The organism is Pseudomonas sp. DE0157 (genome assembly GCF_007678615.1).
GTDB classification, from domain to species: Bacteria; Pseudomonadota; Gammaproteobacteria; order Pseudomonadales; family Pseudomonadaceae; genus Aquipseudomonas; species Aquipseudomonas parafulva_B.
Genome location: NZ_VEJN01000004.1, coordinates 258,846 through 282,375 on the forward strand (window position 1 = coordinate 258,846; position 23,530 = coordinate 282,375).

The 23,530-nt window shown below is 63.0% G+C and carries 23 protein-coding genes and 1 pseudogene; 11 read left to right on the forward strand and 13 right to left on the reverse strand.

The genetic code is table 11. The features are described 5' to 3' along the window. Window positions 1-121: 121 nt before the first annotated feature. The 3 genes from FS777_RS07970 to FS777_RS07980 all read right to left on the reverse strand — a co-directional run bounded on the left by FS777_RS07970 (window position 122) and on the right by FS777_RS07980 (window position 6,156). Window positions 122-3,142 carry an autotransporter domain-containing protein gene (locus FS777_RS07970; RefSeq protein ID WP_256675160.1) on the reverse strand — a complete coding sequence of 1,007 codons (3,021 nt, stop codon included), beginning with the start codon at window positions 3,140-3,142 and terminating at the stop codon, window positions 122-124. 325 nt (window positions 3,143-3,467) lie between these two features. Beyond that, window positions 3,468-4,190 (reverse strand): FadR/GntR family transcriptional regulator, encoded by a 723-nt coding sequence (locus tag FS777_RS07975; RefSeq protein WP_058603330.1) that lies wholly within the window; start codon window positions 4,188-4,190, stop codon window positions 3,468-3,470. A gap of 232 nt (window positions 4,191-4,422) precedes the next feature. Further along, entirely contained in the window at window positions 4,423-6,156 is a 1,734-nt protein-coding gene (locus FS777_RS07980; RefSeq protein ID WP_145254881.1) for an IlvD/Edd family dehydratase, read from the reverse strand. Window positions 6,157-6,340: 184 nt separating this feature from the next. On the opposite strand from FS777_RS07980, the gene FS777_RS07985 reads away from it, so the two are divergent. From FS777_RS07985 to FS777_RS07995, 3 genes are all read left to right on the forward strand, one after another. Further along, complete coding sequence (locus FS777_RS07985; RefSeq protein ID WP_145254884.1) at window positions 6,341-7,648, forward strand: MFS transporter; 1,308 nt, start codon at window positions 6,341-6,343, stop codon at window positions 7,646-7,648. Between the two features lie 29 nt (window positions 7,649-7,677). Then, window positions 7,678-8,667: an AraD1 family protein gene (gene araD1, locus FS777_RS07990; RefSeq protein ID WP_145254887.1), complete on the forward strand. Its 990-nt coding sequence runs from the start codon at window positions 7,678-7,680 to the stop codon at window positions 8,665-8,667. A gap of 88 nt (window positions 8,668-8,755) precedes the next feature. Continuing rightward, window positions 8,756-10,330, forward strand: coding sequence for an aldehyde dehydrogenase (NADP(+)) (locus FS777_RS07995; RefSeq protein WP_145254890.1), 1,575 nt, complete (start codon window positions 8,756-8,758; stop codon window positions 10,328-10,330). Window positions 10,331-10,521: 191 nt separating this feature from the next. Here FS777_RS07995 and FS777_RS08000 read toward each other — a convergent pair whose 3' ends face one another. Further along, window positions 10,522-10,908 carry a cupin domain-containing protein gene (locus FS777_RS08000; protein WP_145254893.1) on the reverse strand — a complete coding sequence of 129 codons (387 nt, stop codon included), beginning with the start codon at window positions 10,906-10,908 and terminating at the stop codon, window positions 10,522-10,524. A gap of 29 nt (window positions 10,909-10,937) precedes the next feature. Beyond that, window positions 10,938-11,804, reverse strand: coding sequence for an AraC family transcriptional regulator (locus FS777_RS08005; protein WP_078478474.1), 867 nt, complete (start codon window positions 11,802-11,804; stop codon window positions 10,938-10,940). A gap of 78 nt (window positions 11,805-11,882) precedes the next feature. Here FS777_RS08005 and FS777_RS08010 point away from each other — a divergent pair, with 78 nt between their 5' ends. After that, window positions 11,883-12,053 carry a DUF2986 domain-containing protein gene (locus FS777_RS08010; protein WP_078478475.1) on the forward strand — a complete coding sequence of 57 codons (171 nt, stop codon included), beginning with the start codon at window positions 11,883-11,885 and terminating at the stop codon, window positions 12,051-12,053. A gap of 3 nt (window positions 12,054-12,056) precedes the next feature. On the opposite strand, the gene FS777_RS08015 is transcribed toward FS777_RS08010, so the two are convergent. Continuing rightward, complete coding sequence (locus tag FS777_RS08015) at window positions 12,057-12,563, reverse strand: GNAT family N-acetyltransferase (protein ID WP_058639928.1); 507 nt, start codon at window positions 12,561-12,563, stop codon at window positions 12,057-12,059. A 221-nt stretch (window positions 12,564-12,784) separates the two neighbouring features. Here FS777_RS08015 and FS777_RS08020 point away from each other — a divergent pair, with 221 nt between their 5' ends. After that, the gene (locus tag FS777_RS08020) at window positions 12,785-13,846 is read left to right on the forward strand and encodes an aldo/keto reductase (RefSeq protein ID WP_145254896.1); all 1,062 of its coding nucleotides are present in this window, start codon (window positions 12,785-12,787) and stop codon (window positions 13,844-13,846) included. A gap of 121 nt (window positions 13,847-13,967) precedes the next feature. Beyond that, entirely contained in the window at window positions 13,968-14,192 is a 225-nt protein-coding gene (locus tag FS777_RS08025) for a hypothetical protein (protein WP_058639924.1), read from the forward strand. Window positions 14,193-14,403: 211 nt separating this feature from the next. Here FS777_RS08025 and FS777_RS08030 read toward each other — a convergent pair whose 3' ends face one another. Next, complete coding sequence (locus FS777_RS08030; protein ID WP_145254901.1) at window positions 14,404-14,655, reverse strand: hypothetical protein; 252 nt, start codon at window positions 14,653-14,655, stop codon at window positions 14,404-14,406. Between the two features lie 112 nt (window positions 14,656-14,767). On the opposite strand from FS777_RS08030, the gene FS777_RS08035 reads away from it, so the two are divergent. Further along, window positions 14,768-14,956 (forward strand): hypothetical protein, encoded by a 189-nt coding sequence (locus FS777_RS08035; protein WP_145254905.1) that lies wholly within the window; start codon window positions 14,768-14,770, stop codon window positions 14,954-14,956. A gap of 109 nt (window positions 14,957-15,065) precedes the next feature. Further along, window positions 15,066-15,383 carry a hypothetical protein gene (locus FS777_RS08040; protein WP_058639909.1) on the forward strand — a complete coding sequence of 106 codons (318 nt, stop codon included), beginning with the start codon at window positions 15,066-15,068 and terminating at the stop codon, window positions 15,381-15,383. Between the two features lie 52 nt (window positions 15,384-15,435). Here the strand turns inward: FS777_RS08040 and FS777_RS08045 are convergent, their stop codons facing one another. The 4 genes from FS777_RS08045 to FS777_RS08060 all read right to left on the reverse strand — a co-directional run bounded on the left by FS777_RS08045 (window position 15,436) and on the right by FS777_RS08060 (window position 18,583). Further along, complete coding sequence (locus FS777_RS08045) at window positions 15,436-16,200, reverse strand: hypothetical protein (protein WP_078478477.1); 765 nt, start codon at window positions 16,198-16,200, stop codon at window positions 15,436-15,438. A gap of 72 nt (window positions 16,201-16,272) precedes the next feature. Beyond that, complete coding sequence (locus FS777_RS08050; protein WP_145254908.1) at window positions 16,273-17,043, reverse strand: SDR family NAD(P)-dependent oxidoreductase; 771 nt, start codon at window positions 17,041-17,043, stop codon at window positions 16,273-16,275. Between the two features lie 44 nt (window positions 17,044-17,087). Further along, window positions 17,088-18,056, reverse strand: coding sequence for a 5'-nucleotidase (locus FS777_RS08055; RefSeq protein ID WP_058639906.1), 969 nt, complete (start codon window positions 18,054-18,056; stop codon window positions 17,088-17,090). Between the two features lie 35 nt (window positions 18,057-18,091). Then, complete coding sequence (locus FS777_RS08060; RefSeq protein WP_145254911.1) at window positions 18,092-18,583, reverse strand: DUF1543 domain-containing protein; 492 nt, start codon at window positions 18,581-18,583, stop codon at window positions 18,092-18,094. A gap of 131 nt (window positions 18,584-18,714) precedes the next feature. Here FS777_RS08060 and FS777_RS08065 point away from each other — a divergent pair, with 131 nt between their 5' ends. After that, window positions 18,715-19,176 carry a hypothetical protein gene (locus FS777_RS08065; protein WP_058603315.1) on the forward strand — a complete coding sequence of 154 codons (462 nt, stop codon included), beginning with the start codon at window positions 18,715-18,717 and terminating at the stop codon, window positions 19,174-19,176. 643 nt (window positions 19,177-19,819) lie between these two features. Here the strand turns inward: FS777_RS08065 and FS777_RS08070 are convergent. Next, window positions 19,820-20,257, reverse strand: a pseudogene (locus tag FS777_RS08070) (carboxymuconolactone decarboxylase family protein). Window positions 20,258-20,450: 193 nt separating this feature from the next. Here FS777_RS08070 and FS777_RS08075 point away from each other — a divergent pair. Both FS777_RS08075 and FS777_RS08080 read left to right on the forward strand, forming a co-directional pair. Continuing rightward, window positions 20,451-20,909 (forward strand): nucleoside deaminase, encoded by a 459-nt coding sequence (locus FS777_RS08075; RefSeq protein WP_145254914.1) that lies wholly within the window; start codon window positions 20,451-20,453, stop codon window positions 20,907-20,909. Beyond that, window positions 20,906-22,102 carry a CynX/NimT family MFS transporter gene (locus FS777_RS08080; protein WP_145254917.1) on the forward strand — a complete coding sequence of 399 codons (1,197 nt, stop codon included), beginning with the start codon at window positions 20,906-20,908 and terminating at the stop codon, window positions 22,100-22,102. Before FS777_RS08075 ends, FS777_RS08080 begins: the two co-directional genes overlap by 4 nt. On the opposite strand, the gene FS777_RS08085 is transcribed toward FS777_RS08080, so the two are convergent. After that, window positions 22,095-23,528, reverse strand: coding sequence for a PLP-dependent aminotransferase family protein (locus FS777_RS08085; protein WP_145254920.1), 1,434 nt, complete (start codon window positions 23,526-23,528; stop codon window positions 22,095-22,097). The two genes, FS777_RS08080 and FS777_RS08085, sit on opposite strands and share 8 nt — an antisense overlap. Window positions 23,529-23,530 lie beyond the last annotated feature (2 nt).

The window sequence follows — 23,530 nt, forward strand, 5'->3', positions numbered from 1 at the left end:
TCCGCGCACCTCAAAACTGGTGGGTCCCCAGGCAGGAGATGCCGGTGCTCATCCAGGGCTGCCTGGAAGCCCTGGATGCCGCAGTCACTATGTCCGACGGGGGCTGTGCCCCCGCCGCCCCTCAGAAGCGAACCGTGATGCCTGCATTGACCGAATGGAACCGTGTATCAGAACCAAACTGCCCTTGATACGACAGCCCTACATCAGTCTGACGGTTCAGCTGTACCTTTGCCCCCACTTCAGTGAGTGCCACGTTTCGCGTCTGCGCAATCCCTTGCACCTCAAAGTTAGGTCCACCGGCAAACGCCTGCTCATTGCGTGGGTCCAGGTCGCCGTAGGCCCGGCGCCAGCCCAGCGAGCCGAACAGCTGCGTATCGTGATTGGCCACACGTGTGTGGGTCGAAGCCCGCATGCCGACCGTGGAGAACCAGGTGTCCTGTTTCTCGCTCGATACGTTCAGCGCCGCTGCGCCGCCCTTTTCGCGGAAACGGTCGGCGTCGTAGTTCACGTAGGACACCCCTACGAACGGCTCCAACGCCACCGCGCCCAGGCCGATGCGGTAGGCCGCCTCGCCACTGGCTTGCAGCGTATTGGCGTCGCGCTTGCCCTTGAGGTGGTCGCTGTAACCGGCAAACGCCACGTTGCGGCTGCTGTCGAGCTTGTGCCAGGTGTAGCCCACATCTGCACTAAGGCGCAGCGCGTCGATCTGGGCGCCGGTGTACAGGCCCAAGTGATAGTTGTCACTGTGGCCCTTGGCATCGCGGTCATCGGCATCGAACTTGGAGCGGCTGTAACCGCCGTACACGCCGGCACGCCAGTCCTGGGTAATGCTGCCGTCCGCGCCGATCAGCACACCACCGGTGCGTTGGTGCAGGCCGCTGGCGCCGCTGTTGCCATCGAGCTTCGACCAGTTGCCGAACACTTGCGCCCACGCGCCGCCTTGCGCCTCGGGGGTGGCCGGCATCAGGTTCGATGCCCCTGGCGGCATGCGCACGGTGTTAGTGTCCAACAGGCCGCGTACGCGGGTGCCGAGCACGCCCGACACGACTTGACTATTGGCAATCAGCGCGGTGCCCGTACTGCTGTGGTAATCACCGGACAGTTGGTCGATGGCATCGCGGGCATTGGCTGCATCCAGTACCAGCAAGTTGTTGTACAGGCGCAGCGGGTCGCCGCTCTGTTGCAATGCACTCAGGGCGCCCGCCGTATTCCACTGGTTCTGTGTGAGCGCCACCGTCTGGAAGATGCCCGGGGTGCCTGTGGTTGGCGGTTGCACCGGCGGCTGAACGGGTGGCTGTACCGGTGGTTCTACTGGGGGCTCGACCGGCGGCTGTACCGGGGGCTCGACAGGCGGTTCTACAGGCGGCTGCACCGGGGGTTCAACAGGCGGCTCGACCGGCGGCTGTACGGGCGGTTCGACCGGGGGCTCTACAGGCGGCTGTACCGGCGGCTCCACGGGAGGCTGTACAGGCGGCTCCACGGGTGGTTCAACAGGCGGTGTAGTGCCTTTCTGCGCAATGGTCAGGTTCAGTTCATTGGCGGTGCGCTGCAGGCTGACATTGAGAAATGCCGAGTTGGTAAACGCTTGCGCATACGCGGTACCTGCCGCTGCGCCCTCCACCACACCGCCTTGCGCGGCCAGCAGGGTATAGGTTTGCCCGGTCTGGTAGCTTTGAGCGTCGTTGAGGGTGGTCACGTCCACACGCGTACCGCGCAGGGTGGCTCTGCCGCTTACGTTGACGCGGTCCGAGCCGCCATTGCCAGCAATGTCGGCGGCGTACCTGGAACCTTCTGCCATGTCCAGGTCGCCCTTGATGTTCAAGGTGCCCAGTGCTGCTTCACCTGGCGACAGCGTACCGCCCGAGGCCACTTGCGTGCTCCCGACCTGTCCGTTGCCCGCCAGCACGCCACCGGCCAATACTTGGGCACGGTTGCTGTAGTTGCCTGAAGCGTCGGTATGCCCAACGGTGCCGTTGACCACCAAGGTGCCGTTGCCCACGCTCAGCAATGATGTGCCTCGTGGGTTGGTCTGGTCCACGTCGCCGCCCAGTACCAGCCGCCCACCACGTACCACCGTGCTCCCCGAAAGGCCGGTCAGATCGCCGCCCAAGGTGGTGTCGCCGCTGAACGCGTACACACGGCCAGCGCCACTGATGCGGTTGTTCACTTGCAGGTTGCTGTCGGTATGGTTGAACGCCAGTGCACCGCTGCCGGCGCCGAAGCGAATGGCCGTTTGCGGGTCGAGGCGGCCCGCCGCCTGGGCGGTACCGGCGCTGATGGCATCGATGTCGGTACGCGCATCGTCCCGCACGACGGCGCCACCGATGCTGAGCGTGCCACGGGCGGCGGAGTTGATGCTGGTCAGCTCGCTGATGTCGATCCCGTCGGTGCTGCTCAGCTCGGCGCCGTTGGCCAGGGTCAGGATGGTACTGGAGGTCGTGGTGCCCAGTGTCATGGCACGCGTGGCCAGGCGGGTGCCTTCACCGGAGACATTGACCTGGGTGTTGCGGCTGACGTTGGCCGACCCCAGCGCCATGGAGTCGCTGGTCAACACGGCGCCGTCGCTCAGGCTCAGGTCGTTGCGGTTTCTGAAGGTGCCGGTGTTGTCCCAGCGAGTACCAGCGCCCGACAGTTCGCTGATCGAGTTGATGGCCACACGCTCACTGACCAGTTGCCCGCCATCCTTGAGGTTGATGCGCGAGTCGTACAGGAAAACGCCACCGGAGGTGACGTTGACCGTGTCCACTTTCGAGCCCTGGCCGCTGACCAGCAGGTTGGCCCGGGACAGTGCGTTGCCGGCATTGCCATTGTCGCTCAACTGCAGGTCCCGGACCGACACCTGCCCGCCGCTGAGCACGTTGAGAGTGCCTTGCCCGGCGCCGCCGATCACGATGGTGTTGCCCAGCACCGCGCCGGTGCGTGGCACGTTCCAACGTGTACCAGGGCCCTGTACGACGACCGTGGCCATGGCCGTACTGGCAGCGTCGTTGGTGGACGATCCACCGATCCGGCCGCCGAAGCTGGTGACTTGGGCGCCATTGTTGAGGGTGAGGGTGGACGGCGTGCCGTTGCTGGGGCGTAGCACCACAGCGCCATCAATGCCTCGGTCGCTGCTGAAAGTGTCCTGACCGCTGTCGAGCACGTAGTCGGCTGCGTACGCGCCGGGGGCCAGGGCGAGCGTAATCGCGAAGGTGAGGGGGGATAACTTGAATAAGGGGTTCATAACGGCTCCGGAGACTCCATGAGATGCCACCAGCGTGGCCACCGCGCCCCAAGGGCTTGGCGTTCCTGTGTACGGCGGTAAACAGGGGGAGTATCGGGAGCGACCCAAGACGGTGAAATAGTACGGATGTGCTAGTTAGGCGCCCAATGTGACGCACGCCACACTCCGCGGTAACGGATGGCCGATTCGCCACGTCCAAAGGCTGTTACGCCAATGATGGCCTTATGATTATGCTTTTTGGCGCTCAGCTGGCCGGGTCTTGCCCTAGCACCTTGCTCAGCGCCAGGCGGGCATCTTCGAGCTGCACCAGGGAGGCATGCCGGGCGCCGAGGGCGTCGCCGTTCTGGATAGCCGTCAAAATGGCTTTGTGCCGGGGGAGGGCGAGCTCATCGAAATTCGGACGCTGGTTGGAAAAGCGCACCGATTCGCGCAACGCCATCGACAGCATGTTGCACAGGTAGGCGAGCAGGTCATTGTGGGTGGCATCGGCGATACGGGCGTGAAAGTCCAGGTCTGGCTGCAGCCGCTCATCTGGCGTGCGCGCCGCTTCCATTCGCTGGTAGGCCTCGCCGATCGACGCCACGTCCTCTGGCGTGGCACTGGTGGCGGCCAGGGCAGCAGCAGCAGGCTCTATGACCCAGCGTACGCTGGACAGGGTATTGAAGAACTCCTGTTGCGGCGTTGCCTGCATCAGCCAGTGCAGCACATCGGGGTCGAGCATGTGCCAGTCATGGCGCGGCCTGACCAGGGTGCCGACCCGGGGGCGCGCTTCAACCAGGCCCTTGGCCGTCAGGGCACGCATGGCCTCACGAAACACCGGCCGACTGATCGCGTAGCTTTCGCACAGGCTTGCCTCGGACGGCAGCTTCTGCCCTGGGGCGAGTTGACCGGACACGATCTGCAGGCCCAGGTCCTGGACCAAGGTCGCGTGCATGCTCTTGCGCGTTGAGGGCTGGCGGTAATTCATGAGGGGTGTGCGAGGTCCTTCTGGCGGGGCTCGCATCATAGCACTGATGGATGCAGGGCTGTTTTGCAGCGCCTTGATGGCGGACAGAGGGGGCTGGCGGGCCTCGGCTCTCTAGCGGGCGCGGAGCTGTCGATGCATAGACAGCTCCACGGCGTTCAAGCGGCAAGCGGCATCAAGCGCCCTCGTGCCCCGTTCAGCCAGTCACGGTCCCGCTTAGGGTGATGTCCCTGGGCTAATGAGAGTGCTTGGGCACCGCCGCCCCGCGGCAGCCGACAAGAAAGTCGAAGTCGCAGCCCTCATCAGCCTGCATCACATGGTCCAGGTAGAGCTTGGCATACCCCCCGCTGATCAGCTGTGGCGGTGGCTGCAGATCCGCCAGGCGACCGGCCAGTTCCTGCTCGTCGATGTCCAGGTGCAAGCGGCCTTGCTGGCAGTCCAGTTCGATCCAGTCCCCCTCGCGTACCACGGCCAAAGGCCCACCTGCGGCTGCTTCCGGTGCAACGTGCAGCACCACGGTCCCATAGGCCGTGCCACTCATGCGCGCGTCGGAGATGCGCACCATGTCGGTTACACCCTGGGCAAGCAACTTGGCCGGCAGCCCCATGTTGCCCACCTCGGCCATGCCGGGATAACCCTTGGGTCCGCAATACTTCATCACCAGGATCGAGTTGGCGTCCACATCCAGGTCCGGGTCGTTGATGCGGGCCTTGTAGTCTTCGAAGTGCTCGAAGACCACGGCGCGCCCCCGATGCTGCATCAGCGCGGGGGTGGCCGCCGATGGCTTGAGCACTGCGCCCTTGGGCGCCAGGTTGCCCCGCAGGATACAGATACCGCCGTCGGCCACCAGCGGTTTGTCCAGCGGGCGGATGACTTCCTCATCATAAAGTGGCGCGGTGTGGCAGTTGTCCCACAGGCTCTTGCCGTTTGCGGTCAGCGCAGTCGGGTTGGGCAACAAACCATGCTCCCCCAGGCGCCGGATCACGGCCGGCAGACCGCCCGCGTAATAGAACTCCTCCATCAGGAAACGCCCCGAAGGTTGCAGGTCGACCAGCGTCGGCGTACCACGTCCCACCCGCGTCCAGTCCTCCAGTTGCAGGTCGACGCCAATGCGCCCGGCAATGGCCTTGAGGTGAATCACCGCGTTGGTCGAGCCGCCAATGGCGGCGTTCACCCGGATGGCATTTTCGAAGGCTTCGCGGGTGAGGATTTTCGACAGCCGCAAGTCTTCGCGCACCATGTCGACGATGCGCATACCCGACAAGTGCGCCAACACGTAACGGCGTGCGTCCACGGCAGGGATGGCGGCATTGTGCGGCAGCGAGGTGCCCAGCGCCTCAGCCATGCAGGCCATGGTCGAAGCCGTACCCATGGTGTTGCAGGTGCCGGCTGAGCGCGACATGCCCGCCTCGGCGGAGAGGAATTCGTTCAGGTCGATGTGGCCGGCCTTATAGGCCTCATGCATCTGCCACACGATAGTGCCGGCGCCAATATCCTTGCCTTTGTGCTTGCCGTTGAGCATTGGCCCGCCGGTCACCACGATGGCCGGAACGTCGCAGCTGGCAGCGCCCATCAGCAACGCAGGCGTGGTCTTGTCGCAACCGGTCAGCAGTACCACGGCATCGACCGGGTTCCCGCGAATGGCTTCTTCCACATCCATGCTCGCCAGATTGCGCGTGAGCATGGCCGTGGGGCGCAGGTTGGATTCGCCGCTGGAGAACACCGGGAATTCCACCGGGAAGCCGCCTGCTTCCAGCACGCCTTTCTTGACGTGCTCGGCGATCTTGCGGAAATGCGCGTTGCACGGGGTCAGCTCCGACCAGGTGTTGCAGATGCCGATAATCGGTTTGCCTTGGAACTCGTGGTCCGGAATGCCTTGGTTCTTCATCCAGCTGCGGTACATGAACCCGTTCTTGTCGGCGGTACCGAACCATTGGGCGGAGCGCAGCGACGGCTTGCTATCGGACATGATGGACACCTTATTAGTATTACTATTTATCGTTATGGTGCTCAATGTATCGCCAAAAAACCAACATGTGAAGGGTTGTTGTTTCAAATAGTAATACTATATGATCGATTTCCTAGGTCAGCGGTCTGCCAAAAAACCTCGGCCTGGTGTTGTACCCATTACAAGAACAATTGGAGACATCGCCATGATTCAGGAGCAGCGGCTCGTCCGCCTGATCACACTCAAGCTCATCCCTTTTCTGGTTCTGTTGTACCTGGTGGCTTATGTCGATCGCTCGGCGGTCGGCTTTGCCAAGCTGCACATGGGCGCCGACATTGGCCTGGGCGACGCGGCCTATGGCCTGGGCGCCGGGTTGTTCTTCATCGGCTATTTTCTATTCGAAGTGCCGAGCAACCTGCTGCTGGACCGCTTCGGCGCACGCCGCTGGTTCGCGCGCATCTTGCTCACATGGGGCGCCATCACCGTTGGCATGGCATTCGTGACCGGGCCGAACGGCTTCTATGTGATGCGCTTTCTGCTGGGGGCAGCCGAGGCGGGTTTCTTCCCGGGGGTGCTGTACTACATCACCCAGTGGTACCCGGTGCGTCATCGCGGCAAGATCCTGGGCTTGTTCATCCTTTCCCAGCCGTTGGCGATGCTGGTCACAGGGCCGCTTTCCGGCGCATTGCTGGGCCTGGACGGCACCTATGGCCTGCACGGCTGGCAATGGCTGTTCATCTGCATCGGGACCCCTGCGGTGCTGTTGGCCCGGCCCACCCTGCGCCTGTTGCCAGATGGCCCGGCCAAGGTGCGCTGGCTCAGCGACGCGCAACGCACCTGGTTGCAGGAGCAGCTGGCCAATGACCTGCGTGAATACGGCCAGACCCGCCACGGCAACCCGCTGCATGCACTCAAAGACAGCCGCGTGCTGCTGTTGGCGCTGTTCTACCTGCCCATGACCCTGAGCATCTACGGGCTTGGGTTGTGGCTGCCCACCTTGATCCACCAGTTCGGCGGCAGCGACTTGGTCACCGGTTTCGTGTCGGCGGTGCCCTACCTGTTCGGCATCATTGGTTTGCTGGTCGTGCCACGCAGCTCGGACCGCCTCAATGACCGTTACGGTCATCTGGGTCTGCTGTACGCCCTGGCCGCAGTCGGGCTGTTTCTCAGTGCTTGGTTGAGCGTGCCGGCCTTGCAACTGGCGGCGTTATGCCTGGTGGCGTTCGCCTTGTTCTCGTGCACGGCGATCTTCTGGACCCTGCCTGGGCGGTTTTTCTCCGGGGCCAGCGCTGCGGCCGGCATCGCCCTGATCAACTCGATCGGCAACCTGGGCGGCTACCTGGGCCCATTTGGCATCGGCGCCCTGAAAGAACACACGGGGCACCTGTCGTCCGGGCTGTATTTCCTGGCCCTGGTCACCGTGTTCGGGGTGCTGCTTACCGGAGTTGTCTACGCCCGCCTGGAGCGTCGACAGCGTGATGCATCCACCCAGGTGGCTGGCGCCTCCCGATAATTTTTCGCAACCGACAAGCGAGTACGACCATGCGACTGATCCAATTTGAAACCGCCACCGGCGAGCGCCATGTCGGCGTGGTGGAAGGTGACTACGTCTTGCGCGTGTGTGGCATCGACACCACCCGCGAGCTGGCCCTGCAGGCCATCGCCGCTGGCCTGACCCTGGCCGATCACGTGCAGGTAGTGGGCCTGGGCGAGCGTCACGATTACCAAACGCTGTTGGCCGAGCGCCGGGTGCTACCGCCGCTGGATCACCCCGATCCGGCCCATTGCCTAGTGACCGGCACTGGCCTGACCCACTTGGGTAGCGCCGCCACGCGCGACAAGATGCATCAGCAACAGGCCCAGGACGCCGTGACCGACAGCATGCGCATGTTCCAGTGGGGCATGGAAGGCGGCCGACCGCCAGCAGGGCAGGTGGGTGCACAACCGGAATGGTTCTACAAGGGCGATGGCGCCATCGTCGTGCGCCCGGGGGCCGACCTGCCGCTGCCGACGTTTGCCGAGGATGCAGGCGAAGAGCCGGAGTTGGTCGGCCTTTACCTGATCGGCCCTGATGGCACGCCGTACCGCCTGGGCTACGCGCTGGGCAACGAGTTCTCCGACCATGTGATGGAGCGGCGTAACTACCTTTATCTGGCCCACTCGAAGCTGCGCGCCTGCAGTTTCGGACCGGAGCTGCGGCTCGGTGCACTGCCGGCGCACCTCGAGGGCACCAGCCGCATCCTGCGTGATGGCCAACCGGTATGGAGCCAACCCTTCCTGTCGGGTGAGCAGAACATGTGCCATAGCTTCGAGAACCTGGAGTTCCATCACTTCAAATACGACCAGTTCCTGCGACCTGGCGACATTCATGTGCACTACTTCGGCACTGCGACGCTGTCGTTCGCCGACGGCATCCAGGCGAAGCCTGGCGATACCTTCGAAATCAGCCTGCCAGCCTTCGGCGAGCCGCTGCGCAACGGCATTGCGCCAGCAGCGAAGCAGGTGCAGCCAGGGAGCGTGAAAAGCCTGTAAGCCCACCTTTGGCCGTCAGGGCACGTGCCCCGTGCCCTGGGCAGCGGTCAGGTGCGGCAACTTCAATCTCTTAATTCAGGAGTCCATCATGACTGGAAGCAATTTCATTGGCGGCCAACGCAGCGCCGCTGGCAGTGTGCGCCTGCAAAGCCTCGATGCCTGCACGGGGGAGGCCCTGCCGGTCACCTTCAGCCAGGCAACCCCCGAAGAAGTGGACGCCGCAGCCCAGGCCGCCGAAGCCGCCTTCCCCGTTTACAGTGCCCTGGCACCTGAGCGCCGCGCGCAGTTTCTCGACGCTATCGCCGATCAGCTCGATGCATTGGACGATACCTTCATCGCCACCGTCTGCCGAGAAACTGCCCTGCCAGCGGGGCGCATCCAGGGCGAGCGTGCCCGCACCAGCAACCAGATGCGCCAATTCGCCAAGGTGCTGCGGCGCGGCGACTTCATGGGCGCCCGCATCGATCGCGCGCAACCCCAGCGCCAGCCGCTGCCACGGCCTGACCTGCGTCAATACCGCACCGGCCTGGGCCCGGTGGCGGTGTTCGGCGCCAGCAATTTCCCCTTGGCCTTCTCCACAGCCGGTGGCGACACCGCCGCTGCGCTGGCGGCAGGGTGCCCGGTGGTGATCAAGGCGCACAGCGGGCACATGGCTACGGCCGAGTGGGTGGGTGAAGCCATCGAACGGGCCGCTGTAGCGACCGGCATGCCCGCTGGCGTGTTCAACATGATCTACGGCGCGGGGGTAGGTGAAGCCTTGGTGCGTCATCCGATGATTCAAGCCGTGGGCTTTACGGGCTCGCTCAAGGGTGGACGGGCCCTGTGCGACATGGCGGCCGCTCGCGCGCAGCCGATTCCGGTGTTTGCCGAAATGAGCAGCATCAACCCGGTGCTGGTGCTGCCAGGCGCGCTGCGAGCGCGAGCCCCGCAGATTGCCAGGGAGCTGGCCAATTCGGTGGTGATGGGGTGTGGTCAGTTTTGCACCAACCCGGGGCTGGTCATCGGTATCGCTGGCGAAGCCTTCAGCGACTTCCTGGCGCAGTTAGGCGCGCACCTGGCTGATCAGCCTGGCCAGACCATGCTCAATGCCGGAACCCTGCGCAGCTATTGTGCCGGCGTGCAGCGCCTGCACCAGCACCCAGGGATACGCCACCTGGCCGGGTCCACACAGGGGGGCAACCAAGCCCAGCCCCAGCTGTTCATGGCGCAGGCGAGCCTCTTGTTGCAGGGCGATGAAGTCCTTCAGGAAGAAGTGTTCGGGCCTACCACGGTCGCCATCGAAGTGGCTGACGAAGCAGAACTGCGTCGGGCTCTTGAGGCGTTGCAGGGGCAACTGACGGCCACGCTGATTGCTGAGCCTGAAGACTTCCAGCGCTTCGCCGCGCTGGTACCGGTGTTGCAACGCAAGGCCGGGCGCTTGCTGGTCAATGGCTACCCCACTGGCGTCGAAGTGTGCGAGGCGATGGTGCACGGCGGGCCGTACCCCGCCACATCCGATGCGCGCGGTACATCCGTCGGGACCCTGGCGATCGACCGTTTTCTGCGCCCAGTCTGCTTCCAGGACTACCCCGAGGCGCTACTGCCCGACGCCCTCAAAGACGCCAACCCGCTGGGCCTGCTGCGCCTGATCGACGGCCAGCATAGCCGCGAGGCGCTTGTATGAAGGCTTGACGGTTCTGGCACCGGAGCACGTGCCGCCTGGTGAGGGTCAGGCGGCTGTCAGCGGTGGAAGTCCCAAGTGATCACTGAAGACTGCTGAGTGTCAGGCAGTGAATGAGGCTCTTGACCGATTTGGGGATCTATTGAGCGTCCAGACCTGCCTTGAGGCTTTGACGAAGCGCAGTACCTGGATGGCTAGATCCACAGATCATTAGGCGCCGTGCGCTCACCGCCCTCATGGCCAGTGTTGAGGACGCCACAGGGCTCGATCATCAGCAGCTTGGCCTCGCCCTCGGCCGCTGTTCGATGCAGCACACCCCGCGGTACCACGAACAACTCGCCGGGCGCTACATGGACGCTGCGTTGCGGCAGATCGATGCGCAGCGTGCCTTCGAGTACCAGAAAGGCTTCATCGGTTTCCGGGTGCGCATGCCAGATGAATTCCCCCTCAATACGCACGACCTTGAACTGGTAGTCGTTCATCTGTGCAACAACCCTGGGGCTCCACTGACTGTCGATCATCGACGCCTTCTGGTTCAGGTTCACAGGGTGCGGCTGGATGTGCTGATTGGATTCGAACATGGTGGTTACTCCTGATTGGAGCACGCAGCCTATTGCAGCTCGGTGTCTGCAGGCTTGTACGATCCTGCACGTTGCTGGCCTGGCCGCAGGCGTTCGAGCCAGCGTAGCGGCGGCACCCCATAACTGCGGGTGAAGTGTCGGGTCATGTGGCTTTGATCATGAAAGCCTGCCGCCAGGGCTGCGTCGACCAGGGTGAAGCCATCGAGCAACAGCCGTCGCACATTGTCCAGCCGCCGGAGGGTGACGAAGCGATAGGGGCTGGTGCCGTACAAAGCCCGGAAGTCCCGGGACAGGCTCCATTGCTCACGGCCGCTGGCGCGTTCGAGCATCTCCAGGGTAATGCCCAGGTGGAGGTGCTCCAGAATGAACGCCTTGGCGCGCTCGGCGGACCGGTAATCCAGGCGCTTGCGCCCGCGTGGTTTGCCCGCGACAGCGCGCAACGCCATGGCCAGGTCGTAGACAGCGTCTTGCTCTTCCAGCCTTTCCAGAGGGTGGTCCACGCCCTGAACGAACGTTTCGCTGGCGTGGAAAAGGCGCGGGTCACTGGAGAGCCCACCGGGCACGAACGGTAGCGGCTGGCCGCCCAATGCGGCCTGAATCAGCGCAGGGTCGATGTAGGCCATGCGGTAACGGAAACCTGTCTCGGTGCCGGCCATGCCGTCGTGCAACTCATCGGGGTGCAGCACCAGCGTGTTGCCCGGCATGCCGTGGCGCAACGCGCCTTTGTAATGAAAGCTCTGAACCCCGGCCAAGGTACGGCCGATGGAGTAGGTGTCGTGCCGATGGGGATCATAGCCATGGCTACCGAACCACGCCTCGATCCGCTCGATGGCGCCAGGCTGCGTGCTGCGGATGACCCAGTCGGAAACCGGGGGCATGCTGGGCGAACGTTTCATGGCACAGGCCCCGGCGGTTCACGGAAAGGAAAGACAACGCGCTATCATAGGCTCCATTCCTTCTCACCAGAACCCACCATGAACCGTCAGAAGAAAATCAAGCAACTGCTCAAGGCGCACGCCAAGAAGGCCAGCGCCAAGCTGGCGCCGCGCAGCACCAAACCCAAGTACATCAGCAAGGCCGATCGCGAGAAGCTGGCGCTGCAAACGGCCGCAGACGCCGCAGTGCAACCCGAACCCCAGGCCTGAGCCTCAGGCTTCCGACGGGGTTTGTTCCTGCTTGTAGATCTTGAAGCCGCGCGCTTGGTAATTGCCCAGCGCGGCAGGGTGATCCAGGGTGCAGGTATGCACCCATACACGCTGCGTACCGGGCCACGCCCAGGCGCAACGCACCGCCTGGCTCAACAACGGGCCGCCAAAGCCTGCGCCCAGAAACTGCGGGGCCAAGCCGAAGTAACGGATTTCGGCGTTACGCCCGTCAGGGCGATACAGTTCGTAATACCCGGCGATGGCGCCCCGGTGGTAAGCCACCCAGGTGCGGTGAGCTTCCTGCTCGACCTGCGCCTGCCACTGCGCCTCGCTCCACGCGTCCAGGTCACCCCAGGACCAGGGCGTGCCGACCAACGCGTAGAGAAAGCGGTTGAAGGCCGGTTGTGGCACCTCGCATTCGACGATGTGCAAATCCGGGCGCTGGGGTTTTTCCACCAGTTGCTCTGGCGAGGTCATTTCTAGGTAGTACGTGGTACAGGGGGATTGCATCGTCATCTCGCATCTTCCGTTGGTCAGCTTGCCAGCATGCCTGTGGCGTAACGCCTTTGCCACCTACGCATAGGGTCACGACGGGCATGGTGCGTTGGCAAACCTTTGACAGTCGTTGGCGCAACCGCTGGCTTGATAGGGAACGCCGCCGAAAGCTTCCGATTGAACGTTTCAGCGCGCAGGTACGTCGGTATTTCTAGTCTTTTGCTATGGAGGTTTCCATGAAATATCGCGCACTCGGCAACACCGGCCTGCTGGTTTCGGAACTGGTCATTGGCACCGTACCTTTTGGCGGGCGAGGCTCGTTCGAGAAGACCGGCAGCGTCGATGTGGACCTGGCCAAGCGCATGTTCGCGGCGGCGTTCGACGCCGGGGTCAACCTGGTCGATACCGCCGACCTGTATTCACATGGGCTGGCTGAGGAAATTGTCGGCAAGGCCCTGGGCGAGCGTCGCCACTCGATCATCCTGGCCAGCAAGGCGCGTAGCCCGATGAGCGACAACCCCAATGACAGCGGCGCTTCGCGCTACCATCTGATTCGCGCGTGCGAGGCCAGCTTGAAGCGCCTGGGCACCGACCATATCGACCTGTACCAGATCCACAACTGGGACGGCGTCACGCCAGTGGAGGAGACCCTCGCAGCACTGGATCACCTGGTGCAAAGCGGCAAGATTCGCTACTTCGGCACGTCCAACTACACCGCCTGGCAAATGATGAAGACCCTGGGCAGCGCGCAATTGAACGGCTGGCAACAGCCCGTTTCCCAGCAGATCTACTACACGCCCGAATCGCGCGAGGCCGAGTACGAGTTGTTGCCGATGGCGATTGACCAGGGCTTTGCCACGCTGGTCTGGGGGCCGTTGGGTGAAGGGCTGTTGACTGGCAAGGTGCGTCGTGGCCAGCAGACGCCCAAGGGCACTCGTCAGGGTAGCGACTGGCCGGAACCCTATGTGCATGATCGTGAGCGCGCCTACGACATCATCGAGACCTTGATCGCGGTCGGCGAACGCCACGGTTGCTCGCCTTCACGCGTCTGCCTGGCCTGGCTCAAGGATCGCCCGGGCATTACCAGCGTGATTACCGCTGGCCGCACCCTCGATCAGCTGCAAGACAATTTGCAGGCGGCAGACCTGGTGTTGACGCAAGAGGACCTGAAGCAGATCGAACAGGCCACCCGCATCGCGCCGCAGTATCCCTACTGGCACCGCATTGCCGCCGGCATGGACCGCATCGATCCGGCTGAAGCGCCGTTCATCGAGCTGTACCGAGAGACCATGAAGTAACACCTGCGCCGCCTGATACCAGGTCGTCTTGCCCGCCTGGCAAGACGATCTTGGTGGTGGTGTGAATTATTTCCTGTCTCGCCGGTCAAGTAATGAGTTCCCAACCTAGACCGAGGTGCTCATGCACGCCTTCACTGTTCGCTACTCGCTCAATGGCAATTCGACAGAACATACCTTCGAGTTGGACCAGCCTGACCTGGCCTTGCACGAAGCGGCCTTGCACCTGATCGTACTGCACTTTGGCGACGGCGAGAACAGCCTGGTGATGCCCGCAGCCGATGCCACGCCCGATGAAATCCTGGCGCAAGCCCAGGTGCTGGGGTTGACGGATATCGTGGTGGTCTAGGTTGCTCGCTGGTGGACGCTAGGTGGAACTGTCTTGCGCCGCCTTCGCAAGCTAGCGAGTCTCGCGTAGGAGCGGTCTTGTACCGCGATGGGCTGCGCAGCAGCCCCAGGATTTCAGCTCCGCAACTGAGATTGCCGGGGCCGCTGCGCGGCCCATCGCGGTACAAGACCGCTCCTACCGGAAATCGGCTAGCCTTCAGAAGCGGCACCAGTCAGCCGCTTACACTCCTCACCTCATCCTTCTCAAGGCTTGCCGTTGCGACGGCGAGGCCGTCTTCTACAGCCACCCATACAACCCGCCTGCCCAGCAATGCAACCACCGCTTGGGGTGTGAGGGAACGCGCCACGCGCGCCAGTGTGGCGGCGTCATAGTCAGCTGCGTTGCTGTGGCGCAGGGCAGCCAGGATCACCCGGCTGATGCCTTCTGCGTCCAGGACGGTCGCCGCTCTGATCACACTTGCCATCATCCTTGTCTCCCTCGATTGCGACGGACGGGCTTCAACCCGATCGAACGCCTGAGCCCACCCTGTTCTCGAATGCATGTAGGCCTCATCCATTCTTTCGAGGTACGCGGCAATGAACAGAGACCCCATGGCACAGGACGGCGCTGACGACGATATGCCCGTCTCACCGGACCCTTCGGTAAACCCCGATAACCCGACCATACCCGATCCTGACGATGATCCGCTCATGAACGAAGAGGAGGGTGGTGACTGGGCCGATACCGAGCAGCCGCCCATGGATGAGAATACGGCCCGAGAATAACAGGCGTTGTTCAGTTTTCAGCCATTCCTCGCCGCCTTGGCTAAGGTGCCGGCGGCGACAGCTCTGACCAGACTCATGTTATTTCAGCGCCTCAATCAGGAGAATGCGTATGCCAATCGATAACAATGGTCCTGCAGCACCCTATCCAGGCCCGGCCCAGAACACCCCGGACACCGGTGAGGGTCATGGTTCAGGCCTTGAACAGGCCCCTTCGGAACCCAAGCAAGGCGCCGGCCAGGCAGGCGGCGAGCGCCCCGAGGACTGGAATCCACCCCCCGGAAACCCCGGCTCCGACCAGGACAGCCAGGTGCCACGCGACAACGGTACCGCACGAACCCATGAAGACCCTGGCGCTGGGGATGCAGCGCTCGAGGAAGACATGAAGGACGTGCAAGCCAACAACTCTGTTTCGCAAGAACATCCGTGATACTGGCTTGAACCCGAGGCGCTGGGGCTGTCCACAGCGCCTTTGGGCAACGCTAACGGCCGCGCAGCAAGCCTGCCAGCACTACCGTCAACGCAACCGCCGTCCCCATGGCCAGCACGATGGTCGGAATGACCCCCAGCGCTTTCATCAGCCCCGACAACATCAGGTAGAACGCCAATACACCCACTGCGCCAATGGCATTGCCGCGCACCATGGCCGCCATGCCCGCGCGCCCATTCTGCACATGGGCAAACACCATCAATGGCCAGGCGATGACGGGGATCGGCGCGAGCATGCCGCTCGTCTGGGGTCCAAGCCAGGCGGCTAGGTGCGTGGTGATCATCAGCAACGCCGTTGCCGAGACCATGCGCAAGGGAATTTCCCAGTAACGATGCCGTACACGTGCCAGGGTTTCAGGCTTGGGCTCGCGCCCGCTGGCGATAATCAGCAGTACGATCAGCCCCAGCGCCACGCCTATCGACACGTACAAATGGCCCCAGTGCGTAAGCACATAGGCGACCAAGCCGTAGAAGACGATCGCCAGGCCCGCAGCAGCCCCGATGGCGAGGCTGCGTGTGGCATACAGGTAGAACGCGTAGGTAGCGAGCACGGCTGCCAGCCCCCCGAGTGCACCGGGCACGGCGTTGAGGGCAAAGTCCGTCCCTTGCTCCAGGCTCAGGAAGGTCATCACCAGCCCCGAGGTAATGGGCATGCCCGCCAGCAATCCCCCTAACAGCCCGCCCCAGCGCCTGGAAGCGAGAGAAATGGCCCACATCAGCAAAGGGGTAATGGCAAGTTTCAGGTAGAACAAGGTCATCGCGGCGCGTTCCGGCTCTCAAGACAGTGCCGACTTTACCCTGTTGAATGCCCGGGTGCTCGCCACTGATGCCTACCAGGGGATGTTGCGACCGTCCCAGCCCCAGAAGCTACCCGTAACGCTCGGTCCGAGACGCCCGATCAGTTCCACGATGCACTGCGCGGCAAACGTCGTCTCGAACAGTTTTCCCTCAGGCACATTGCCCTGGAACGGCCTTGATAGTTCTGTGTCCGTGGTACCCGGGTGCAGGGCCAGAACAGTCGCATTCGGGTTCAGGCGCTTGAGTTCGATACTGGCTGTGTGCAGCAAATGATTGAGCGCCGACTTGCTGGCCCGGTAGCTGTACCAACCCCCCAGACGGTTGTCGCTGATCGAACCCACACGCGCGGACAGTGCAGCGAAGGTTGCAGGTTGCTTGCGCAGCAGAGGCAGCAGGTGCTTGAGCAGCAGAATCGGGGCGAAGGCGTTGGTGGTGAAGCTGGCGTGCAAACTGGCAAGGTCCAACTGCGCCAGAGACTTTTCGGCCCTGGCGTTTTCCTGGTGCAGGATCCCCAAGGTACTGATGACAACGTGCAAGTGCGCACATCGCTCGCCGGCTTGCGCGGCCATGGCGGCCAGGCTGGCCTCCTCGCGCGCGTCGCAGTCCACTAGCAGTATACGATTCGGATGAGCGTCGGCCAGCGCCCTCAATGCCGAGTTCTGCGTGGCGTGGCGCGATACAGCGATCAGTTGATCGACGTCTTCGCGCCTCGCCAGCGCGTTGCACAGCGCGAGCCCGATTCCACGGCTGGCCCCGCAGATCAGTACGCAGGCTTTATCGTCCAACCCTGATATGAGACTCATGACAAGCACACTCTGGCCATCGTTTCGGTCATGGGTAGACCGCCTTAGTCATCCGAATTTCCATCGACATGAGGTTCAGCCGTCGGTATCCGGTTCGCCACCCCAAACGGCACGTGCACCATCGGCAAATCGCCCGCAGGCGAGTGCAGGTGGCTGCGCTGGTCATCAAAGAAGACGTGGGGCTTGAGAATCGACAAGACGCGCGGTTTCTCCATGCCACCCAGAAAGAAACACTCGTCGGGCGATACGCCCCAATCTTTTAGGGTCGTCACCACCCGCTCATGGGAAGGTGCATTGCGCGCCGTCACGATGGCGATACGCAGGATGCGCTTGTAGTGGGGGTCATCTTCGAGCTTGCGGTCTTCGAGGGTGCGAATCAGCGACAGTTTGCGGTACAGGTCGGCCAGGGGCCCAGGTGTGTGGGGAACGCGCTGGTGTGCCTGCTCGTGGGCCTGGAACTCATCCAGGCTGTTGCCACGCTTGTAGACGCTTTCGGCTTCGTCGTCGGCGATCACGCCATCGAAGTCGAACGCCACGCGCAGCTCGGTATCGATTTCGTCATCGTAGATGCGGGTCGGCAGAACACGGCCTGCGGGGTAATTGGCGTCGATGGCTTTCTGTACGTCCTCTTCGTTAGCGCTTAGAAACAGCGATGCGTTGAACGCTGGTATGTACTCGTATGGAGAGCGGCCGGACATGAACGCGGCGCGGGTGATGTCCAGGCCGTAGTGGTTGATCGAGCGAAATACCCGCAGGCCTGTTTCCGGCGAATTACGCGATAGCAACACCACCTCGACGGGCAGCTGCTCCGGGAATGCCTGGTTGATACGCAAAAAACGACGGATAAACGGAAACGCCACGCCTTTGGGGAAAGGCTCATCCAGATTCTGTTCCTGGTGCCGCCGGTACGCTTCGACGCCGTCCTGGGTGTAGATGTCGTCCGAGACGGTCAGGTCGAACAGCGCACTGGAGGCAACGCCAATCACCAGTTTCTGTTCGATGGGGTAAGGCATGGGAGACTCCCTAGGGCCCCGGCAGAGGCGAAAAGTCAGAGGGGAATATAATCGTTACGCGAAACGACAGGTTTGTGCGGCCCTTCGACCAGGTGCACGTACAACCCGTCTACGCAGTCGATCGCCAGGCAGTCGTCCACGCTCAGCACGGCATCGGTATGCGGCTTGAGCCAGCCGGCTTGCATGTGTTGCTTGCCCAATGCCTTGGCATCGGACTTGTTGCGGGCGCTGACCAGCACGTAGCGGTGCGCTTCGCCGAACACGCCGCGTTCGTAGCCGCCCAGGTTGATGAAGTACAGGCGCAGCGCACCACGTTTTGCCGGGTGGGGGTGCAACTCCACCCGCATGCCATCCACGCCGTCGACTTCCAGCCAGGCATCGATGTGCAGCCCCTGCTGGCTGCCGAACCATGCGTCGCGCAGTTGCGGATAGGCCTGTTGCAAGCTGGGTGCCTGGGCGAACACCATGTCGTGGACCTCGATCTTGGCCCCTGGGTGGCGTCCCCCCAGCATGACGATATAAAGCATGTGGTTTCCTTGATGAACCGGTCATCGCAGGGCGTCATTTTGCAGCATCCGCAGGCGGCTTCAAGCGCAGTGCTTGGCGCCTGAGCACAAGACGGCTAGTGTGGGCGAACCTTTGACTGCGAGATAGCAAGATGCGCACTCCTTTTCTGTTCCTGGCGATGCTCTGTGCACCCCTGGTGCAAGCCGCCGAGCACTGGACCTTGAATGACCAGTTCGACCAGGCATTCACGTTGGACGACAAGACCCGTGTGGTCATGGTTGCGCGCAGCATGGCCACTGCACGGTTGGTCAACAATGCGGTCGAGCACACGCCAGAGGGCTATCTTGAAGCGCGGGGCGTGGTCTTTGTCGCAGACATCGAGAAGATGCCCAGCATGGTGGCAGCGGTGATGGTACCTGCCATGCGCTCGGCCAATTACCGGATCTTGCTGGATCGGGACGGGGAGGTGGCCAAGGGCTACGGCGGGGACCGCGAATCGGTGCAATGGCTGGAGGTTCAGGACGGCAAAGTAATGGCCGAGCAGCGGTACAGTGATTTGCCCAGTTTGAGGCAGGCGTTGGTGAAGATGGCTGGGCGGGTGGCGGGAGGGTGATACACGGGCATGAGGGTTGATGCACGACATACAAGCGTCTGGATTGGGAGCGAGGGCACCTTTCTTACCGCACCAGGGTATTATCGCATCACGCTGAGAGCTCAGCGATATGTTGCAACGGACCGCGAAGCAATCCAGCATTCAGGCTTCCCAGCTCAAGTGTGTGACACCGCTCACCCAGACCTCGCACGGCCATTGTAGGAGCGGCCTTGTGCCGCGATGGGCCGCGCAGCGGCCCCGACGATATGAGCTGCGGAGCTGAAATCCTGGGACTGCTGCGCAGCCTATCGCGGCCGGTCCCGCGCCCCGGCAATATGTGCTGCGAAGCTGAAATGCTGGGGCCGCTGCGCGGCCCATCGCGGCACAAGGCCGCTCCTACCCGGAAATCGGCTAGCCTCCATAAACGGCGCTAGGCCGTTTACCTCTGCATGATCCAGGCCTGCGCTATCTCAGCCAATACCGGACCAAGGTAGATACCATCTTGACCCTCAAATCGCACTTGCGAGGTGAGGATCAAGACGGTATCTACACCGGTAAAGCGTAGCGTTCGAGGGATGTGCCACGATTCATCACGGGGCATAGCTAGATATTGATGCTTTCAATTAGAGAAAGGCTGAATTGAACAATAGCCTCCCAGGCTCCTTCAACCCGCCACCATGGCAAACCCCACCCCAAACCGATTCCACGCATTGATCGTCGCGATAGCCAGCGTCAGATTCACCACCTCGGCTGGCTCGAAGTGCTCCAGCAACGCCTCATACTCCCCCTGCGGGGCGCCACAATCGGCCAGCCGGGTCAGGCTCTCAACCCAGGCCAGCGCCGCTCGCTCACGCCCCGTGAAGTAGGTCGTCTCCCGCCACACACACAACGTCTGCAGGCGCGCCTCGCGCTCGCCGGCCTTGCGCGCGTCGTTGGCATGCAGATTGACGCAGTACGCGCAGCCATTGATCTGCGAGGCGCGTAAGCGCACCAGTTCAAGCAGATCGTGCTCAAGGCCCGTGCGGGTCAGCGCCTGCTCCAGGGCTGCCATGGCCTTGTAGGCGTCAGGGGCTTATTTCGACCAGTCGATGCGGTGTTGCATGGCGCTCTCCAGAAACGCTTTAGGGTGGCGTCACGATACCCTCGGGCACCGATACGTCCGATAGCCAATCCGCTCATCTTCGGGGAGGCCAATCCTGCCATTCGCATCCCCACTGACAGGCATCCAATCTCTTCATTTCTGCCACTGCCACCGACTCAGGATAATGACCCGTCCCATCCAAGGAGATCGAGCCATGCCAGAAGTCCGTTATATGCGCGAGGCCCTCGAACTGGCACGCGCCAACATCGCAGCCGGAGGTCGGCCGTTCGGTGCCGTCCTGGTGTACCAAGGCCAGGTTGTGGCGCGCGGTGTCAATGAGATACACCGCTCACAAGACCCGACCACCCATGCCGAGATGCAAGTCATCCGCCAGGCCAGCCAGGCGCTGGGGCGCGCCCGTCTTGACGGCGCCCAGGTGTATGCCAGCGGCCACCCATGCCCCATGTGCCTGGCGGCCATGCACCTGTGCGGTATCAGCCAGGCCTGGTTCGCCTATGACAACGACGAAGGCCAGCCTTACGGGCTGTCCACCGCTGACTTGTACGCGCAGATGACGCGTGCGCCCCAGCAGCAGTCATTGCCGCTGCGCGCCTTCAAACCCGACGACGAAAGCGGGCTGTACGCTCAGTGGCAACAGGCCAACGATCAATGACAGTAGTCTGGAGAGCGATGCTGGTCGTGCTGCTGGCCTTGAACCTGCGCCCCATCCTGACCAGCATCGGCCCTTTGCTCGAGCCAATGCGCATCAGTACCGGCCTGGGTTATCAGCAAGCGGCATTGCTGACGGCGCTGCCGGTGTTGTGCATGGGAGCGGTTCCGTTACTGCACCCTTGGTCACGCCGATGGCTGAGCGAACACGCCGGCATGCTCGGTGGTTTGGCGGCCATCGCGCTGGCGTGCTTGTGGCGGTTGCAACTTCAAAGTGCCTGGGCACTGGTTGCCAGCGCCGTGCTTGCAGGCTTGGGCGTGGCGGTGGTGCAAGGCATGATGCCAGGGCTGGTCAATCGCTGGTTTCCAGGGCGCCTTGCTGGCGCAATGGGCCTGTACTCGGCTGCCTTGATGAGCGGCGGCGGGCTGGCTGCTGTGCTGGGCCCGCACCTGGCCGAGTATTCCGGGCAATGGCAAATGGGCCTGGGGGCCTGGGCCGCACCGGCGATGCTTGCCATGCTGGCATGGCTCATCCTGCGGCCACGCAACATACAGCCCCTCGTGTTAAAAGCAAACGGCGGGCACTGGTTTGGCCACCGACGGGCCTGGTTGCTGGCCGTGTACTTCGGTTTGATCAATGGCGGCTACACCAGCATGGTCGCCTGGCTGCCAGCGTTTTATCTCGAGCAGGGTGGCAGCGCACAGGGAGGCGCCGACCTGGTGGGGTTGATGACCCTATTCCAGGTACTGGGCGCATTGGGCCTGCCGCTGCTGCTCAGGCGCTGGGTGGATCGGCGCCCAGGCCTTGCGCTGGCGCTGTCGATTCAACTGGTGGGGTTCATGGGGTTACTGATGGCACCCACCGCCGCACCAGGGCTTTGGGTAGCGTTGATCGGGTTCGGGCTGGGCGCCTGTTTCAGCCAAAGCCTGACCCTGACCCTCGAACATCTTCCTACGCCAGCCGAAGCCGGCGGCCTGGCGGGTTTCGTCCAGGGTATCGGCTTCATCATCACCGGCTGTGTGCCGTACATCGTCGGGTGGCTGCGTGCGCTCGACGGTGATTTTCAAAGCGCGTGGACCGTGCTCACGGCCAGCGTGTTGACGATGCTGCTGGTGACGATAGCTTTCAGCCCACAGAGCTACGCGAAGGCCTTAGCTCGACCCGTCCCGGTCGATAACGTCGATGCCCTCAGCTGATCCGCCGCAGGGTATCGCGCAGTCGGTCGAGTGCTGGGTCGATGTCGAGCATTTCAATGGCACCAAAGCCCATCAACAGCCCCGGACGCACTGGCGTTTCATTGAAGAACGGGGCGAGCGAGTAAATGCCCAGGTCGACCTTGCGTGCCTGTTCGACCAGGTGCTCCACGTCGAACCCCGTTTGCGCCAAGGCACTTAGATGAAACCCCGCCTCGGCGGGAATGGCCCTGAGCCAAGGGGCAAGGTCGTCGTCCAGACGCTGCAACACGCGATCGCGACGCGCGCTGTATACCTCATGGCAACGGCGGATGTGCCGGTTCAGATGCCCCTGTTCCACGAAGCGGGCCAGGGCCCACTGCAGCAGGGTCGGGCTGTGCCAGTCGCTCAATTGCTTGGCTACGCAACTGGCCTTGAGCACGGCTTCTGGCAATACGGCATAACCCAGGCGCAACTCCGGGAGCAGGGTCTTGGAGAACGTGCCGACGTAAGCCACAAGGCCCTGGGTGTCCAGGCGTTGCAGCGCATCGGCCCTAGGCCCCAGATAGCGGAATTCGCAGTCGTAGTCGTCCTCGATGATCAGCGCGCCCAACGCGGCTGCCCGGGCCAGCAGCGCTCGCCGGCGTGTCTCGCCCATCGGCATGCCCAATGGGAACTGGTGCGAAGGCGTGACATAGATCAGCCGCGTGCCCTCGGCAATCTGGTCAACGCACAAACCTTCCTCATCCACTGGCACCCCCTGCAGCTGGGCGCCCAAGGCCAGGAACAACTGCCGTGCCGGCGGATACCCTGGGTCCTCCATGGCGACCTTGCAGCCAGGCTCCACCAGCACCCTGGCGATCAGGTCCAGGGCCTGCTGGGCGCCGTTGCACACTAGGATATCGTCAGCCGTGCAGTGCACGCCCCGGGCGTAGGCGATGTGGTGGGCGATGACCTCGCGCAGTTCCGCAAGGCCCTGGGCTGGGAAATGCCGCTGTGGATGATGCTGGCTTCGCCGCACGGCGTAGTTCAGGCAGCTGCGCCACAGGTCGAACGGGAATAGCGCCTTGCTCGCCACACCGCCGATGAAGTCATAACGCACCCCCAATTGCGCTTGACGTTGGCCCAGTACGGTGGCGCGGGATTGCCAGCGCCTGAGCGACGCATCGCCGGCAAGGGTCAAGGCGCTTGGCGGCGCGCTGCGCTTGGGTGCAAGCGTATTGATGAACGTACCCCGGCCGACTACCGCGCTCAGCAGGTTGTCCTGGGTGAGGCGTGCATAGGCGTCCGCGACGGTCTTGCGCGACACTCCCAATTGCTCGGCCAGCAAGCGGCTGGGCGGCAACTGGCTGCCAGCCGCCAGGTGACCGCATTCGATGCCTGCGCGCAACTGCGCGTAGAGCTGGGCAGCCAAGCCTTTGCGGCCCTCCAGGCGAATATGCAGTTCCATGG

Bases quoted from the DNA above. Each gene is read 5' to 3' on its own strand.
- FS777_RS07985 (WP_145254884.1), top strand. From the start codon at position 6,341: ATGATTCAGGAGCAGCGGCTCGTCCGCCTGATCACACTCAAGCTCATC.
- FS777_RS08020 (WP_145254896.1), top strand. From the start codon at position 12,785: ATGAAATATCGCGCACTCGGCAACACCGGCCTGCTGGTTTCGGAACTG.
- FS777_RS08085 (WP_145254920.1), bottom strand. From the start codon at position 23,528: ATGGAACTGCATATTCGCCTGGAGGGCCGCAAAGGCTTGGCTGCCCAG.
- FS777_RS07980 (WP_145254881.1), bottom strand. From the start codon at position 6,156: ATGTCCGATAGCAAGCCGTCGCTGCGCTCCGCCCAATGGTTCGGTACC.
- FS777_RS08055 (WP_058639906.1), bottom strand. From the start codon at position 18,056: ATGCCTTACCCCATCGAACAGAAACTGGTGATTGGCGTTGCCTCCAGT.
- FS777_RS08065 (WP_058603315.1), top strand. From the start codon at position 18,715: ATGCGCACTCCTTTTCTGTTCCTGGCGATGCTCTGTGCACCCCTGGTG.
- FS777_RS08025 (WP_058639924.1), top strand. From the start codon at position 13,968: ATGCACGCCTTCACTGTTCGCTACTCGCTCAATGGCAATTCGACAGAA.
- FS777_RS08030 (WP_145254901.1), bottom strand. From the start codon at position 14,655: ATGGCAAGTGTGATCAGAGCGGCGACCGTCCTGGACGCAGAAGGCATC.
- FS777_RS08010 (WP_078478475.1), top strand. From the start codon at position 11,883: ATGAACCGTCAGAAGAAAATCAAGCAACTGCTCAAGGCGCACGCCAAG.
- FS777_RS07975 (WP_058603330.1), bottom strand. From the start codon at position 4,190: ATGAATTACCGCCAGCCCTCAACGCGCAAGAGCATGCACGCGACCTTG.
- FS777_RS08075 (WP_145254914.1), top strand. From the start codon at position 20,451: ATGCCAGAAGTCCGTTATATGCGCGAGGCCCTCGAACTGGCACGCGCC.
- FS777_RS08005 (WP_078478474.1), bottom strand. From the start codon at position 11,804: ATGAAACGTTCGCCCAGCATGCCCCCGGTTTCCGACTGGGTCATCCGC.
- FS777_RS08015 (WP_058639928.1), bottom strand. From the start codon at position 12,563: ATGCAATCCCCCTGTACCACGTACTACCTAGAAATGACCTCGCCAGAG.
- FS777_RS08045 (WP_078478477.1), bottom strand. From the start codon at position 16,200: ATGACCTTGTTCTACCTGAAACTTGCCATTACCCCTTTGCTGATGTGG.
- FS777_RS08040 (WP_058639909.1), top strand. From the start codon at position 15,066: ATGCCAATCGATAACAATGGTCCTGCAGCACCCTATCCAGGCCCGGCC.
- FS777_RS08050 (WP_145254908.1), bottom strand. From the start codon at position 17,043: ATGAGTCTCATATCAGGGTTGGACGATAAAGCCTGCGTACTGATCTGC.
- FS777_RS08035 (WP_145254905.1), top strand. From the start codon at position 14,768: ATGAACAGAGACCCCATGGCACAGGACGGCGCTGACGACGATATGCCC.
- FS777_RS07995 (WP_145254890.1), top strand. From the start codon at position 8,756: ATGACTGGAAGCAATTTCATTGGCGGCCAACGCAGCGCCGCTGGCAGT.
- araD1 (WP_145254887.1), top strand. From the start codon at position 7,678: ATGCGACTGATCCAATTTGAAACCGCCACCGGCGAGCGCCATGTCGGC.
- FS777_RS08080 (WP_145254917.1), top strand. From the start codon at position 20,906: ATGACAGTAGTCTGGAGAGCGATGCTGGTCGTGCTGCTGGCCTTGAAC.
- FS777_RS08060 (WP_145254911.1), bottom strand. From the start codon at position 18,583: ATGCTTTATATCGTCATGCTGGGGGGACGCCACCCAGGGGCCAAGATC.
- FS777_RS08000 (WP_145254893.1), bottom strand. From the start codon at position 10,908: ATGTTCGAATCCAATCAGCACATCCAGCCGCACCCTGTGAACCTGAAC.